Annotated in this window: 13 protein-coding genes; 9 read left to right on the top strand and 4 right to left on the bottom strand. The window is 69.7% G+C overall.

Translation table 11 applies throughout. The annotated features are described in order from the left end of the window. The first annotated feature begins 60 nt into the window (after window positions 1–60). The 8 genes from ACNNMR_RS40335 to ACNNMR_RS40370 all read left to right on the top strand — a co-directional run bounded on the left by ACNNMR_RS40335 (window position 61) and on the right by ACNNMR_RS40370 (window position 9,231). Window positions 61–984, top strand: coding sequence for a carbohydrate ABC transporter permease (locus ACNNMR_RS40335; protein ID WP_419999699.1), 924 nt, complete (start codon window positions 61–63; stop codon window positions 982–984). Continuing rightward, a complete protein-coding gene (locus ACNNMR_RS40340) occupies window positions 977–1,891 on the top strand; it encodes a carbohydrate ABC transporter permease (protein WP_419999700.1) in 915 nt (304 codons plus the stop codon). Before ACNNMR_RS40335 ends, ACNNMR_RS40340 begins: the two co-directional genes overlap by 8 nt. Further along, window positions 1,891–3,228 (top strand): ABC transporter substrate-binding protein, encoded by a 1,338-nt coding sequence (locus ACNNMR_RS40345; protein WP_419999701.1) that lies wholly within the window; start codon window positions 1,891–1,893, stop codon window positions 3,226–3,228. The genes ACNNMR_RS40340 and ACNNMR_RS40345 overlap by 1 nt, the downstream gene beginning before the upstream one ends. 97 nt (window positions 3,229–3,325) lie before the next feature. Continuing rightward, the gene (locus tag ACNNMR_RS40350) at window positions 3,326–4,450 is read left to right on the top strand and encodes a Gfo/Idh/MocA family protein (protein WP_419999702.1); all 1,125 of its coding nucleotides are present in this window, start codon (window positions 3,326–3,328) and stop codon (window positions 4,448–4,450) included. Beyond that, window positions 4,447–5,385 (top strand): PmoA family protein, encoded by a 939-nt coding sequence (locus ACNNMR_RS40355; protein ID WP_419999703.1) that lies wholly within the window; start codon window positions 4,447–4,449, stop codon window positions 5,383–5,385. Before ACNNMR_RS40350 ends, ACNNMR_RS40355 begins: the two co-directional genes overlap by 4 nt. 44 nt (window positions 5,386–5,429) lie before the next feature. Beyond that, on the top strand, window positions 5,430–6,140 hold the full coding sequence (locus ACNNMR_RS40360) for a cupin (RefSeq protein WP_420000642.1): 711 nt from the start codon (window positions 5,430–5,432) through the stop codon (window positions 6,138–6,140). 46 nt (window positions 6,141–6,186) lie between these two features. After that, entirely contained in the window at window positions 6,187–8,028 is a 1,842-nt protein-coding gene (locus ACNNMR_RS40365; RefSeq protein ID WP_419999704.1) for a glycoside hydrolase family 2 protein, read from the top strand. 48 nt (window positions 8,029–8,076) lie between these two features. Next, complete coding sequence (locus tag ACNNMR_RS40370) at window positions 8,077–9,231, top strand: damage-control phosphatase ARMT1 family protein (RefSeq protein ID WP_419999705.1); 1,155 nt, start codon at window positions 8,077–8,079, stop codon at window positions 9,229–9,231. Between the two features lie 54 nt (window positions 9,232–9,285). Here ACNNMR_RS40370 and ACNNMR_RS40375 read toward each other — a convergent pair whose 3' ends face one another. Beyond that, on the bottom strand, window positions 9,286–9,669 hold the full coding sequence (locus tag ACNNMR_RS40375) for a hypothetical protein (protein ID WP_419999706.1): 384 nt from the start codon (window positions 9,667–9,669) through the stop codon (window positions 9,286–9,288). Between the two features lie 151 nt (window positions 9,670–9,820). Next, window positions 9,821–11,116, bottom strand: a complete 1,296-nt coding sequence (locus tag ACNNMR_RS40380; protein WP_419999707.1) for an MFS transporter — start codon at window positions 11,114–11,116, stop codon at window positions 9,821–9,823. An 80-nt stretch (window positions 11,117–11,196) separates the two neighbouring features. On the opposite strand from ACNNMR_RS40380, the gene ACNNMR_RS40385 reads away from it, so the two are divergent. Further along, a complete protein-coding gene (locus ACNNMR_RS40385; protein ID WP_419999708.1) occupies window positions 11,197–11,814 on the top strand; it encodes a TetR/AcrR family transcriptional regulator in 618 nt (205 codons plus the stop codon). Here the strand turns inward: ACNNMR_RS40385 and ACNNMR_RS40390 are convergent. Both ACNNMR_RS40390 and ACNNMR_RS40395 read right to left on the bottom strand, forming a co-directional pair. Continuing rightward, on the bottom strand, window positions 11,759–12,226 hold the full coding sequence (locus tag ACNNMR_RS40390) for a hypothetical protein (protein WP_419999709.1): 468 nt from the start codon (window positions 12,224–12,226) through the stop codon (window positions 11,759–11,761). The two genes, ACNNMR_RS40385 and ACNNMR_RS40390, sit on opposite strands and share 56 nt — an antisense overlap. An 87-nt stretch (window positions 12,227–12,313) precedes the next feature. After that, window positions 12,314–14,236, bottom strand: coding sequence for a serine hydrolase domain-containing protein (locus ACNNMR_RS40395; RefSeq protein WP_419999710.1), 1,923 nt, complete (start codon window positions 14,234–14,236; stop codon window positions 12,314–12,316).

A 14,236-nucleotide genomic window follows, 5' to 3' on the forward strand; every position in this document is an offset into this window, starting at 1 on the left:
GGAGGAGCAGAGCCGCATGCATGGACACGTGCCCCGCTCGACTGCCCCGGCAGGTGCCGGATGAGCGCGCTGGGGGAGTTCCGTACGCTGCGCCGGTCGCGTACCCGCGAGGACTCGCCGGACAACAAAGCCGCGGCGATCTTCCTCGCCCCGTGGCTGATCGGCCTGGTCGGCATCACGATCGGGCCGATGATCGCCTCGCTGTATCTGGCGTTCACGGACTACAACCTGCTGCAGGACCCCAAGTGGACCGGCTTGGACAACATCCAGCGGATGCTGGAGGACGAGCGCCTGGCGCAGGCGCTCCAGGTCACCTTCACGTACGTGATCGTGTCCGTGCCGCTGCAACTGGCCTTCGCACTCGCGATCGCGCTGCTGCTGGACCGCGGCATCCGCGGCCTGTCGCTCTACCGCTCGATCCTCTACTTGCCCTCGCTGCTCGGCGCCAGCGTCGCCATCGCCATCCTCTGGCGGCTGATCTTCGGCAATGAAGGCATGGTGACCAAGTTCCTGGGCCTCTTCGGCTACGAGGGAGCCGGATGGATCGCCGACCCGGACACCTCGCTCTGGACGCTGATCATCCTGCACGTCTGGACGTTCGGCGCCCCGATGGTGATCTTCCTGGCCGGCCTGCGCCAGCTGCCCCGCGAGCTGTACGAGGCCGCCTCGACCGACGGCGCCTCCCGCTTCCGGCAGTTGCGCTCCATCACCCTGCCGCTGCTCAGCCCGATCATCTTCTTCAACCTCGTGCTCGGCCTGATCGGCAGCTTCCAGTCCTTCACGCAGGCGTTTGTGGTCTCCAATGCGACGGGTGGCCCCAGCGATTCGACGCTGTTCTTCTCGCTCTACCTGTACCAGGAGGGCTTCACCAGCTTCCGGATGGGCTACGCCTCCGCCCTGGCCTGGCTGCTGCTGCTCATCATCGGCGCCTTCACCGCCCTGAACTTCTGGGCCTCGAAGTATTGGGTTTTCTACAATGACTGACGCGCTGCAGATCTCCAGCAGGCCCGACACCGCCTCGCGGCCCGAGCCCGCGCCCGCACGCCCCAAGGAGTCCGCCGCCCGCCGGCGCACCCGCAGCGTGCTCAAGCACACGGCCCTGATCGCCGTCTGCCTGCTGATGCTCTATCCGGTGCTGTGGATGGTCGCCAGCTCGCTGCGCCCGAAGGACGAGATATTCAGCAACTTCGGGCTGTTCGTGGACACCTTCAACACGGACAACTACCCGAACGGCTGGGACGCCCTCGGCACCCCCTTCGGCACGTACCTGATGAACTCCTTCCTGGTCGTGCTCGGTTCGGTGATCGGGAACCTGATCTCCTGCTCGATGGCCGCCTACGCCTTCGCGCGGCTGCGCTTCCGCAGCCGCAAGCTGGCCTTCATGATCATGCTGCTCACGATCATGCTGCCGATCCACGTGCTGATCATTCCGCAGTACGTCGCGTACGCGCAGCTCGGCTGGATCAACACCTACCTGCCGCTGATCGTGCCGAAGTTCCTGGCCACGGACGCCTTCTTCATCTTCCTGATGGTCCAGTTCATCCGCGGCATCCCGAAGGAGCTGGACGAGGCGGCCCGGATCGACGGCGCCGGACACGGCCGGATCTTCACCCAGATCATGCTGCCGCTGATGGTCCCGGCGCTGGCCACCACGGCCATCTTCACCTTCCTGTGGACCTGGAACGACTTCTTCTCCCAACTGGTCTTCGTCACGGAACCGGACAAGTACACCGTGCCGGTGGCGCTGCGCTCGTTCCTCGACGCGACGACCACCTCGGACTACGGCGCCATGTTCGCCATGAGCATCGTCTCGCTGATCCCGGTGTTCCTGGTCTTCCTGTTCGGCCAGCGGTTCCTGCTCCGCGGCATCGCGACCACGGGAGGCAAGTGATGAGGGGTACGACCGTGAACCCGCGACTCCGCAAGGGCGTCCGCACCGTCATCGCCGCGGCCGTCGCCGGCCTGGTACTCGCCTCCTGTGGCGTGGCGGCGGAGCCGGTGGAGAACCCCAAGCTGTCCAAGGGGAAGGTGACCATCACCTGGAACTGGTGGGGCGCCGACCCCCGGCACCAGGCGTCGTTCAAGGCGATCAAGCTGTTCGAGAAGGAACACCCGAACATCAACGTCAAGCCGGTGTACGCGGACTGGAACGGTTACTGGGACCGGCTGGCCACCAGCACCGCCAGCGGTGACATGCCGGATGTCAATCAGTTCGATCAGCTCTATCTCTCCTCGTACGCCGAGCGCGGTGCGCTGCTCGACCTGTCCACGGTGAAGAAGTTCCTGGACACCTCGAAGCTGGACCCCAAGGCGGTGGTGTCGGGCCAGGTCGACAAGAAGCTCTATGCGGTGCCGGTCGGCAACACGACCAACAGCGTTCTGATCAACAAGGGGCTGTTCAAGAAGTACGGGGTCGAGCTCCCGGACACCGACAACTGGACGTGGGCCGAGTTCACCAAGGCGGCCGCCAGGCTGGGAAAGGCGTCCAAGGGCAAGGCCTACGGCTTCGGGCCCACCGGCTCGGACTCGTTCAGCGTCAACCTCTGGGCCCGGCAGCGCGGAAACCAGCTGTTCGACGCCAAGGGTGAGGTGACCCTCAAGCCCAGCGTGCTGGCGTCCTACTGGAAGACCATCCTCGGCTGGACCAAGAACGATGCCGCACCGCCGCCGAAGGTCATCATCGAGATGGACGGCCTCCCGCTGGACCAGGGCAACCTGGTGAACAACAAGCAGGGCATGGGGTTCATCCCCTCCGGCCAGTTCACCTCCTTCAAGGAGGCGGCGCCCAAGCTCGACCTGGAGATGGCCGACTGGCCCAGGGACCCGGAAATGCCGAAGGGCTACCAGTACCTCAAGCCCACCATGTACTGGGCGGCATCGTCGGGGACTCAGCACCCGGCGGAGGCGGCGACCCTCATCGACTTCCTTACCAACGATCCGCGAGTCGCCAAGATATTCGGCCTGGAGCGAGGCGAACCGGGCAACCCCGAGGCGAGGAAGGCGCTCGAACCCACTCTGGACAAGGCGGGCAAGGAGCTCCTCGCCTTCTCGGACGAGATGTCGGGCAAGGTCGGCAAGACGCCACCGCTCACGCCGAAGGGTGCGAGCGACATCGACGCCCTGCTGAAGCGGCAATATCAGCGCGTGCTGACCGGTGAGGCAGGCCCCGACGAGGCGGCGAGGACGTTCGTGGGCGAGCTCAGGGACTCCGTGGAAGCCGCCAGCTGACCGGCACCCGGAATGCCCTGAAACCCCCTTGAGTGATCGATCACTTGCTCGTAAGATCGCAGAGATAGCAAGCGCTTTCTGCGCAAGGAGTCACCACATGCCAGCAACCCCCTCCCGCCTCCGCGTAGCCGCCGTCGGCACCGGCGGCATCGTCACCGGCGCCCATCTCCCCGCCCTGCGCGCCCACTCCGAGCGCGCCGAACTCGTGGCGGCGGTGGACGTCGACCCCGCCCGCCTCGCCGCCTTCCAGGAGGCGGCAGGCCCGGGCGTCACCGGCTACACCGACCTGGCCGCGATGCTCGAGGACGCCCGCCCCGACCTCGTCCTCATAGGCACCCCGCCCTCCCTCCACCACGAGCAGACCATCGCCGCGCTCAAATCCGGCGCCTGGGTGCTCTGCGAGAAGCCGCTCACCCTCTCCCTCGCCGAATACGACGAGATCGCCGCCGCCGAGGACGCCGCGCCCGGCTTCGCGTCCGCCCTCTTCCAGCACCGTTACGGATCAGGCGCCGTGCACGCCCGCCAGTTGATCAGCGGCGGCGAGCTCGGCGATCCGCTGGTCGCGCACTGCCAGACCACCTGGTACCGCGACCGCGACTACTACGCCGTGCCGTGGCGCGGCCGCTGGGCGACCGAGGGCGGCGGCCCCACCATGGGCCACGGGATCCACCAGTTCGACCTCCTCCTCCATCTCCTCGGCGACTGGAGCGAGATCCGCGCCATGGCCGGGCGGCTGGTCCACGACGTGGAGAGCGAGGACGTCTCGACCGCGCTCGTCCGCTTCGACGGCGGCGCGATGGCCACCGTCGTCAACAGCGTCCTGTCGCCCGACGAGGTCAGCCGCATCCGCATCGACTGCGCCGACGCCACCGTCGAACTGACCCACCTCTACGGTCACAAGAACGACAGCTGGGCCTACACCCCCCGACCCGGCATCGAGGCCGACGACCCACGCGTCGCACAGTGGCGCACCCCGGCCGCCGACGTCCCCAGCTCCCACGCCGCCCAACTGGGCGCTCTCCTCGATGCGTACGAACGCGGCGACCGGCCACCAGGCAGCGGCCCCGACGCCCGCCGTACGCTCGAATTCGCCGCCGCCCTGTACAAGTCGGCCTTCACCGGCCGCCCGGTGCACGCGGGCGAGATCGCGCCCGGCGACCCGTACTACACGTCCATGCACGGCGACCACCCCGACTGGGCCCCGAAGAAGGAGCAGCAGTGACCGCGCCCCTCAGTACCGTCCACACCCTCGGCGACCGCGTCACCGTCACGGCAGGCGACACCGAGATCCTCTCCTACGTCTACCGCCCCGACCCCGACCCGTACGAGGCCCGCAAGCCCTACATCCACCCCCTGCGCACCCTCGCCGGCAACCTGGTCTCCGGCTACCGCCCCAACGACCACCGCTGGCACAAGGGCCTGCAGATGACCGCCAGCCACCTCTCCGGGCAGAACTTCTGGGGCGGCGTCTGCTACCTCGGCCCCGAGCAGGGCTATCAGCGCGTCCCCGAGCGGGTCGGCTCCATGCGGCACGACGGCTTCAGCGCCGTCGACGCCACCGGTGACCGGGTCGCGCTCGCCTCCGATCTCACCTGGGTGGAGAACGGCGGCGCCGAGTGGGCGCGCGAGCGGCGCGAGGTCACCGTGCACTCCGCGGACGCGGAGGCCGGTTCGTACGCGATCGACTGGTCGATCCACCTCACCAACGTCCGCGCCGACGGCGAGCCGCTGCGCTTCGGGTCGCCGACCACGGCGGGCCGGGAGATGGCGGGTTACACCGGGCTGCAGTGGCGCGGGGCGCGGGACTTCACCGGCGGGCAGGTGCTCACGCCCAACGGCCCGGCCGGCGATCAGGACACCATGGGCACGGCGGCCGCCGACGCGCAGTGGGTTGGCTTCACCGCCGAGCACGACGACGTGGACGCGCACTCCACGCTGCTCTTCGAGCATGCGCCGGAGAATGCGGAGGCGATTCACGCCTCGCACTGGTTCGTGCGGTCGACGCCGATTCCGTCGGTGGCGTTCTCGTGGGCGTTCTTCGAGGAGTTCGCGCTGCCGCCGGGGGAGTCGTTCGCGTACCGCTACCGGGTCGTGGTCGCCGATGGCGCCTGGGACCACGAGCGGGCGGCCGCGCACCTCAAGGGCCTCCCGTGGTGACCCCCAGCCAAAGCCTCCCGAACCCGCTGCCGGGTGCGATCGGGATGTCGCATCTGTCCGCGTACGACTGGGAGGCCGCCGACGGGGTCTGCGGCGGCAGCCCGCATCTGCACCTCGTGTGCACCGAGGCTTACGTCGTCACCGGCGGGCGTGGTGCCGTTCAGACGCTGTCGCCCGACGGCTACCGCGACATCCCCCTAGAGGCGGGCTCCGTCGCCTGGTTCACGCCGGGCACCGTGCATCGCATGGTGCAGGGCGGCGACCTGCGGATCACCGTCCTGATGCAGAACAGCGGGCTGCCGGAGGCGGGGGACGCGGTCTTCACCTTCCCGGCCGACGTGCTCGCCGATCCCGAGCGGTACGCGGCCGCCGCCCGCCTCCCGGCAGGCACCGGGCCCGAGACGGCGGCCGCGGCCCGCAAGCGCCGCGACCTCGCCATCGAGGGCTATCTGCCGCTGCGCGAGTCGCTGCAGGCCGGGGACGCCGGCCCGTACCGGGAATTCCAGCAGGCGGCGGCGCGGATCGTCCGCGCCAAGGTGCCGCGCTTCCGCGAGCTGTGGGAGGCCGGCGCGCTGGCCACCGCGCAGCGCACGGGGGCGCAGCTGGACGCACTGGAGGCGGGCGATCCCGGCTATCTCGCCGACTCCACGGCCCACACGTCGGGTCCTTCGCGGCACGGCGGTTACGGAATGTGCGGCCGCCGCGAAGAATACGAGATCCCGGGGGCCACGCTCCCGTACGAAACCACTCGCTGACGAACGCAACACTCGCTGACGAACGCACCACCCGGAGGCACACCGCATGACCGCACCCCCGCAGCCGCCGCGCCCGGAGTACCCCCGGCCGTGCTTTGTCCGCGAGGACTGGCTGAATCTCAACGGCACCTGGGAGTTCGCCCGCGACCCCGGCGACAGCGGCCTGGAGCGGGGGCTGGTGGGGGAGGTGCTGCCGGAGCGGATCACGGTGCCGTTCTGCCCGGAGTCGGAGCTGTCCGGGATCGGCGACACCGACTTCCAGCACGCGGTCTGGTACCGGCGGACCGTCACCATCCCCGCCGAGTGGGCCGGGCGCGGGGCGCTGCTGCACTTCGGCGCCGTGGACCACGACGCGACCGTCTGGGTGAACGGCACCGAAGTCGCCCGGCACAGCGGCGGCTTCACGCCGTTCACCGCGGACCTCGGCGCGGTGGCGCGGCCGGGGGAGGAGGCGGTGATCGTCGTACGGGCCAGGGATGCCGCGGGCGGCCCGCAGGCGCGCGGCAAGCAGTCCGACCGGTACGCCAACTACAGCTGCCTCTACACCCGTACCACCGGCATCTGGCAGACGGTCTGGCTGGAGCCGGTCGCCGCCACCCACCTGCGCCGCCCGCGCATCACCCCTGACCTCGCCGGCGGCTGCTTCCACCTGGAGCTGCCGCTGTCCGGGAATCGCGCGGGACACCGCATCCGCGCCCGCCTCACCGACCAGCGCGGCACGGTCGCCGAGGCGTCGGTGGCGGCGCATCTGGACCTGGCGCCGCGGCTGGTGCTGTCCGTACCCGAGGACCGGCGGCGGCCGTGGTCTCCGGAGGATCCGCATCTGTACGAGGTGGAGCTGGAGGTGCTCGACGGCTCCGGGGCGGTGGTGGACCGGGCCGTGTGCACGGCCGGGCTGCGGTCCGTCGCGGTCGACGGGAAGCGGATCCTGATCAATGGGAAGCCGGTCTTCCAGCGGCTCGTCCTCGACCAGGGCTGGTATCCGGACGGGCTGATGACGGCGCCGGACGACACGGCGCTCGTCCGCGACATCGAGCTGTCCATAGCGGCCGGGTTCAACGGGGCGCGGCTGCACCAGAAGGTCTTCGAGGAGCGCTTCCTGCACCACGCCGACCGGCTCGGCTATCTGGTGTGGGGCGAGTTCGCCGACTGGGGCGCCTCGGTGGGGCCGGTGGGCGAGGACAATCAGCAGCCGACGGCGGGCTTCGTCGCGCAGTGGGCGGAGGCGCTGGAGCGGGACTACTCGCACCCGTCGATCATCGGCTGGTGTCCGCTGAATGAGACCCGGCAGGTGCTGAGCGACCGCCAGAGCGTCCTGGATGACGTGACGCAGGCGCTCTTCCGCGCCACCAAGGCCGCCGACGCCACCCGCCCGGTGATCGACGCTTCGGGGTACGCCCATCGCGTACGGGAGACCGACGTCTACGACTCGCACTGCTACGAGCAGGACCCGGAGGCCTTCCGGGCGCTGATGGCCGGGCTCGACAAGGACGATCCGATGGTCAATCCGCAGGACATGGATGACTGGCCGGACGATGCCGTCTGGTCCTTTCCGTACGCCGGACAGCCATACTTCTGCAGCGAGTTCGGCGGCATCTGGTGGAATCCGGACACCGCGGCCGAGGCGCGCGGCGAAGACCGCGAGGTCTCCTGGGGCTACGGGGAGCGGCCGCGCGACGAGGAGGACTTCCATGAGCGCTTCGCGGGCCTGACGGGGGTGCTGCTCGACGACCCGAACATGTTCGGCTACTGCTACACCCAGCTCACGGACGTCTTCCAGGAGGAGAACGGCATCTACCGCTTCGACCGGTCGCTTAAGCTCGACGTGACCCGGGTGCGGGCGGCGCAGCAGCGGAGCGCGGCGTACGAGCAGCCGCCGGGTTCGTAATCTCGACTGGAGGCGCCGGTGACTTCTAGCCGTCAGGCGGAGGGACTAATGCCCGCTGAGATCAGCGGTAGCGTCCCAGGTTCCTTCCCGCGGGGCGTGCTGACGAAGCGGCACCCGGCGATCGTTCAGCAGGTCCGCGACGTTATCCCGCTCGGCCCGCGGCAGCACCGTGCTTTGGACCGTCTGGAGGCCGAGATCGCCCAAGGGGCGATCACGCCGCTCGACGATGAGGCGGACGATCACGAGACTTGGGCGGCCTGGGCGCGGGAGTACCTCGGGCGCTCGTGGTTGGAGGTGCCGTTCCTGTGGGCCGAGTCGTACTTCTACCGCAAGCTCCTTGCCGCCACCGGCTACTTCGAGCCCGGCCCTTGGCGCGGCGTGGACATCTTCGCTCCGTCGAAGCAGGCGGAGCTGCACGGCAAGGATGTCGACGCCGAGCTGCGGGCACTCGATCAACTGCAGGAACAGCCGGTGGAGGACCTGGGAGCGGCATTGCTGCAGTCGTCGCTCTGGGGCAACCAGGCCGACCTCGGCTTCGCCGTCTCCAGCGACGCTCCCACCGGGCAGCCTCGTGACGAGCGCCTGGTCGTCGACGACCGTGCCCGCCTGTGGCACCTTCTCGCCGTCGGCACGTCGGGGACGATCGCCGTAGTGGCCGACAACGTGGGCCGCGAACTCACCCCGGACCTGGTCCTCATCGACCACCTGCTGCGCTATCACGCCGAGCGGGTCGTGCTGCACGTCAAGCCATACCCGTACTACGTCTCCGATGCCACCGCCCCCGACACCTTCGAGCACATCCGCCGTCTGGCCGCGGCACCCGGTGAAGCCGGCGAGGTCGGACAACGACTGTGGACTGCGGTGGAGACCGGCCTCCTCCGGGTTCGTGCTCACCCCTTCTTCTGCGCGCCGCTGGAGTTCAGCCAGATGCCCGCCGAGCTCCACGACGACCTGGCCGGCTGCGCGCTGACGATCCTCAAGGGCGACCTCAACTACCGGCGCCTGGTCGGGGACCGAACATGGGACCCCGTCACGCCGTTCTCCCGGACGACCGCGTACTTCCCCAGCCCGGTAGCCGCGCTTCGCACCCTGAAGTCGGACGTCATCGTCGGCGTGATAGCCGAACGCTTCGGCGAGCTCGAGGCCTCGGGAGCTGACTGGCGAACCAGCGGCACCCATGCCTTGGTGCAGGTCCGGGCGTGACCGCGCCCTGCTCCGACTGATCACCGGATGGGTCAGGGGCGCGGTGTGCGTCGGTCAGTCGGTGATCGTCACGCAGGGCAGTCCGACGCTCGATCCGCCCCGGAAGCCTTCCGCGCACAGCCGGGTGCCCGCCGGGAAGTGGCGCTGGGGGTACACCTGGTCCCGGTAGGTGCGGAACTTGGCGACGTCCTCGACCTTGGTGTCGGCGCTCCACCCATTAGTGGTCCACACCCGTGCGGAGATGCGGTTCGGCTGGTTGGTGTTGGTGACCGACACCTCCGCCCTGCCCAGGTACGTCCCGGAGTCGTAGGTCTCGACGCAGACGGAGTTGTTGCACCACTTGCCGTCGGCCACTGCGGAAGGTCCGGTCGTGATGATGCCGGCGAAGGCCACGGCGATCGTGGCAATACCCGTGACGATCTTTCGGAAGGAGGTCATGACTGCGATAACGACCAGCTCAAGCTGGTGTTACCTCCCCGGCACGCTCGGACGATCGCGCGCATCCGATCGGGTGAATGCTCCCGAGCCGGCGTCATGGCCCTGCATCACGCTGTTCACCGCCGGACTGGCTGGCTCACCCGCATCGCCGTCACCCGGACCCTGCGTCGCCGTTGACTGCCCCGCCCGAATTCGTGGCGTCCGGCTCTCTCGTCCGGGCAGGTGTGCCATGCGGTGATCCACCTTGGGGCACGGCCGTGTTGCGGGCGCCGGCGGCGGGGGCGAGGGCGATGGCGGTGGCGACGAAGGCCAGGACGACCACCATGGCGGAGCGCAGGCCGTAGTGGTCGCCGAGGAAGCCGAGAGCCGGCGGCCCGACCAGGAAGGCGACGTAGCCGATGCTGGCGACGAGGCTGACGCGGGCGGTCGGGTTGGGGCCCGAGTCGCCTGCGGCGGACAGGGCGACGGGGAAGCCGAGCGAGGCGCCGAGGCCCCAGAACAGGACGGCGGCGGAGGCGACGGCGGCGCTGTCGGAGAAGATGACGAGCGTCAGCCCGAGGGCACCGGAGGCGGCGCTGGCGCGGATGACCGCCGTCCTGCCGAAGCGGTTGAGGAAGAAGGTGCCGGTGAAGCGCCCTACGGTCATGGCGGCGGCGAAGCCGACGAAGACGAGGGAGCCGAGGGCGGCGTCGAGGTCGTGGCCGTCGACCATGAGCAGGGGCAGCCAGTCGTTGGCGGCGCCTTCGGCGAGCGCCATGGCGAGGATGATGCCGCCGATGAGGAGGAGCCTGCGGTCCCGCCAGACCTGGTGCATGGAGTGCTGCGCCGATCCCGCGGCCGGGGAGGCCTCGCCTGGCTCTCCGGCCTCGCTGAGCCCGATGCCGGCGGGGATGGAGCGCAGAGCGTAGACCAGGATGGCGGTGTCGATGACGGCGACCGCGAGGAGGTGCCAGCCGACGGGTACGGCGGCGGCCGTGGCGGCCATGCCCGCCAGTCCGCCGATGACCGTGCCGAGGCTGAAGCAGCCGTGCAGGGTGGGCAGAACGGTGGTGTCGGTGAGGCGTTCCACGTCGGCGCCGTCCACGTTGACCGCGACCTCGCCGCCGCCCATGCCCGCCCCGAACAGGCACAGGCCTATGGCGACCATCGGAGCGGACGGCACCGCGCTGCCGACGGCTATGACGACCATGCTCGCGACGATCAGCCCGGTGCCCAGCGCGATCACGGGCCGGGTGCTGAACCGCGACACGAGGCGGCCGGAGCAGAGGATGCCGGCCATGGAACCGACGGACAGGCCGAAAAGGATCAGCCCCATCTGGCCGGTGCTCACCTCCAGCCGGTCGCGGACATCCGGGGTGCGCGTGACCCAGGACGACATGGAGATGCCGGGTAGGAAGAAGAAGAGGAACAGGGCCTGACGGCGTCGGCGCACGGCGCGGTCGTTCACGAGCGGGCTCCAGGCGAGTGCGGAAGAATGTACAAATGTACACAGTGGCGTGCGGGGGAGAGAAGGGGCATACGACAGCGATGACCGGCACCAGCCGCGGCCCGAACGACCCGCACCGGCGTGAACGCATTCTCGACGCGGCCCTCGACGTCATCGCCGAGCATGGTGCGATCAAGGTGACGTACCGCAAGATCGCGGAGGCGGCGGGCGTGCCGCTCGGCTCGCTCACGTACTACTTCGACGACATGCAGCATCTGCTCACGGCGGCGTTCACCCGCCTCGCCGAGTCCGTCTCATCGCGCTACGGGGCTCTCCTCGACGCGGCGCACACGCCGGAGGCCGCGGAGGAAGCTGTCGTAGAAATCATCTGCGGCAAGGTCTGGGGCACCGACCGCAATCTGCTGCTCAGCTACGAGCTGTACGCGTTCGCCGCCCGGCACCCCGAACTGCGCGAGGTGATGCGCTCCTGGATGGGTGCCAGCCGCCGCTCCCTGGCCCGCCACTTCGACCCGCTGACCGCCCGCGCCCTGGACGCCCTCGTGGAGGGCTTCTCCATCCACAACTCCGTCGACGCCCGGCCCACCGACCGCGCGGGCGTGGCGGCGATCGTCCACGCGGTCGCCGCCCGCCGGGCGCCGGGCATTACCGAGAGTCGCGCGTCTGCGTCACGGCCAGGCCGTGGCCGGCGAGATGCTTGAGGAGGAGTTCGGCCAGTACGGCGGAATCGTCGTGCCGGTCGAGCAGGTGGCCGTCCTCTCCGTCTCCGTCTCCGTCTCCCGAGGCGAAGGGATAGTGGCCGGGCAGGACGACGGCGCGGGTGAAGAAGTCGCACAGGACGTCTGAGAACTCTGCGGTCGGGCGCTCGGGCACGGTCTTGCCGAGCGCCGTGAGGCCGGACTCGACGATGGTGTTGAGGTAGCGGCGGCGGGCGTTTCTGTCGAGCCGGGCCTCACTCTCGGCGGTCTCCTCGGCCGCCGCCACCACGCGCAATCCGTCGGTTTCCCGGGCCTTTACCAGGGCCTCCTCGATGGTGTCCGCATGCACCTGGGTGGTGCGGCGGATTCCTTCGTCGGGGCTTGCCAGTTCGACTCGAAAGCGCGGCAGGGGCATCTGTCCTCCGTCAGTGGTCAGTTCTCCGTGCGATCGCATCCCCGACGGGAACTATACACGGTGTGTATAGCCCGAAGTCGGCAGCTCTCAGCCGGCGAGCCAGCCGAGGGCGCCGGCCACCAGGTGGTACTGGAGGAGCATGCTCGCCACCGCGAGGGATCCGGCCGCTGTGAGGGTGAACAGGATGCGGCCGGTGAGGGTCCACCAGCCGCGCAGCCAGGCCGCGACCGCGCCCGCTACGACGGCGAGGGTCGCCGCCACCACGGCCGCCCCGAGGACGGTGACGGTGGTCAACAGCGGGGAACCAAGCGGCACCATCTCCATCATGGCGTTGCCGTCGCTGACGACCGCCATGAGCGCCGCGGTGAAGGCCGCCGCCAGCAGGCCCGTCATCGCCGCCGTCGCCCGTGCGGCCCGTGCCGTGACGGGGTGCGGCGTCCGCCCGCGGAAGCGCCGTACCGCCGCCGTCACCGGGAAGGCGATCGCGCCCACCAGCAGCACCGCCAGGCCGGACCCGAGCAGGCCCATGTGCAGCGCCGGGGACTGGCGCCAGGAGAGCTTTTCGTACGCCGTGGTGGGCATCGCGGAGGAGACCAGGTCGCCGTCTTCAGTGAAGGCGATCGTGGCGTCGCCGCCCTTTTCCCGGAACAGGCCGTTCCCCTGTGCGGTCCACCGCTGCTCGCTGCGGTCCGGGTTGAGGGAAAGGCCGGTGGTGCGCAGGCCCTTGTCGCCGTCCTTCTCGACGGTGACGGCTCCGACGAGGCCCTCGACCGCCATCAGGCTGGAGCGGCTGACCCGGGCGGCGCGGTAGCTGCCGGTGTAGGAGGAGAGGTCGGGGTCGGCGGCCGTGGAGTGCGGACTTCCGGCCGCGGCGCCACCCGGGGCGAGTTCGTCGACGATCTTGTTGATCAGGTCCTTGCCGTCCCAGTTGGCCCGTCCGTCGGTGCCGTCGCCGTTGAAGACGACGAAGATGCCCAGGTCCTGCTTGGGGAGGAGAAGCAGGTTGGAGTGGAAGCCGGTGATGTCGCCGTCCTTGAACCAGCCGGTGTGTGCGCCACGCCGCCATTCCTCGAAGCCGTAGCCGAGACCGGGCACGCGCGGGTCCTGACGGTAGTGCATCCGCTGCATCAGGCGGTTGGCCGCCGAGTCGCGGGTGAGTTGATCTTTCATCCAGCGGCCCATGTCGGCGGCGGTGCTCACCGCTCCGGGCCCGGCCGGGCTCCACGCGCCGTACTGGCCCTTGTCCTCGGTCCAGCCGGAGTCGCCGCTGGGCCGGTAGCCGCGGGCCAGGCGCGTGGCGATCCGCTTCGGCTGCGGCTGTGTGACGGTGGAGTTGGACATGCCCAGCGGCTTCAGGATGTGCTTGTCGACGTAGCCGGGGAAGTCCTGCCCGGAGGCGTCGGCCACCAGTTGGCCGGCGAGGGCGTAGCCGTAGTTGTCGTACGCGGTGAGCTTGCCCGGGGCGCGGACCCGGGGCGGGCGCCGCTCGGTCAGGCTGTCGGCGAGCGATTCGACATCGCCGGCTTCGGCCTTGTTACGGCCCACGAGGTCGCTGTCGAAGCCCGCGGTGTGGGTGAGCAGGTGGTTCAGGGTGACGGGGCGGCCTGGGTAGGTGTTCGGGACGTCGACCTTGCGCAGGTACTTGTTCACGTCGGTCTTGGCGTCCAGGTCGCCCTTGGCGACGAGTTGGGAGGCGGACTGGGCGGTGAAGAGTTTGGCCAGGGAGCCGAGGAAGAAGCCGGTGCGATCCGCGTTGACCGGGGCTTTGGTGTCGACATCGGCGACGCCGTAGCCCTTCTTGAGGATCGTCTTGCCACCGGAGACGACGGTGACGGCCGCGCCCGGGATGCGGTCGTCCTTGAGGTGGCCGGCAATCGCGTCATCGACAAGCGCCTCCACGTCGGCGGGTGCGGCCGCCTCGCTGGGGGTGGCGCCGGAGAGCAGCGCGGCTGTGGCGAGCGTGATCGTGGCGGCCATCGTGGACAGGGTTCGGATCGGCTTCGTGTTCAT

The organism is Streptomyces boninensis (genome assembly GCF_048572725.1).
Taxonomy (GTDB): domain Bacteria; phylum Actinomycetota; class Actinomycetes; order Streptomycetales; family Streptomycetaceae; genus Streptomyces; species Streptomyces boninensis.

Excerpts from the sequence above, each read along its gene's own strand:
- ACNNMR_RS40375 (WP_419999706.1), bottom strand. The coding sequence starts at position 9,669 with ATGACCTCCTTCCGAAAGATCGTCACGGGTATTGCCACGATCGCCGTG.
- ACNNMR_RS40335 (WP_419999699.1), top strand. The coding sequence starts at position 61 with ATGAGCGCGCTGGGGGAGTTCCGTACGCTGCGCCGGTCGCGTACCCGC.
- ACNNMR_RS40395 (WP_419999710.1), bottom strand. The coding sequence starts at position 14,236 with ATGAACACGAAGCCGATCCGAACCCTGTCCACGATGGCCGCCACGATC.
- ACNNMR_RS40390 (WP_419999709.1), bottom strand. The coding sequence starts at position 12,226 with ATGCCCCTGCCGCGCTTTCGAGTCGAACTGGCAAGCCCCGACGAAGGA.
- ACNNMR_RS40365 (WP_419999704.1), top strand. The coding sequence starts at position 6,187 with ATGACCGCACCCCCGCAGCCGCCGCGCCCGGAGTACCCCCGGCCGTGC.
- ACNNMR_RS40345 (WP_419999701.1), top strand. The coding sequence starts at position 1,891 with ATGAGGGGTACGACCGTGAACCCGCGACTCCGCAAGGGCGTCCGCACC.
- ACNNMR_RS40370 (WP_419999705.1), top strand. The coding sequence starts at position 8,077 with ATGCCCGCTGAGATCAGCGGTAGCGTCCCAGGTTCCTTCCCGCGGGGC.
- ACNNMR_RS40350 (WP_419999702.1), top strand. The coding sequence starts at position 3,326 with ATGCCAGCAACCCCCTCCCGCCTCCGCGTAGCCGCCGTCGGCACCGGC.
- ACNNMR_RS40385 (WP_419999708.1), top strand. The coding sequence starts at position 11,197 with ATGACCGGCACCAGCCGCGGCCCGAACGACCCGCACCGGCGTGAACGC.
- ACNNMR_RS40360 (WP_420000642.1), top strand. The coding sequence starts at position 5,430 with ATGTCGCATCTGTCCGCGTACGACTGGGAGGCCGCCGACGGGGTCTGC.
- ACNNMR_RS40340 (WP_419999700.1), top strand. The coding sequence starts at position 977 with ATGACTGACGCGCTGCAGATCTCCAGCAGGCCCGACACCGCCTCGCGG.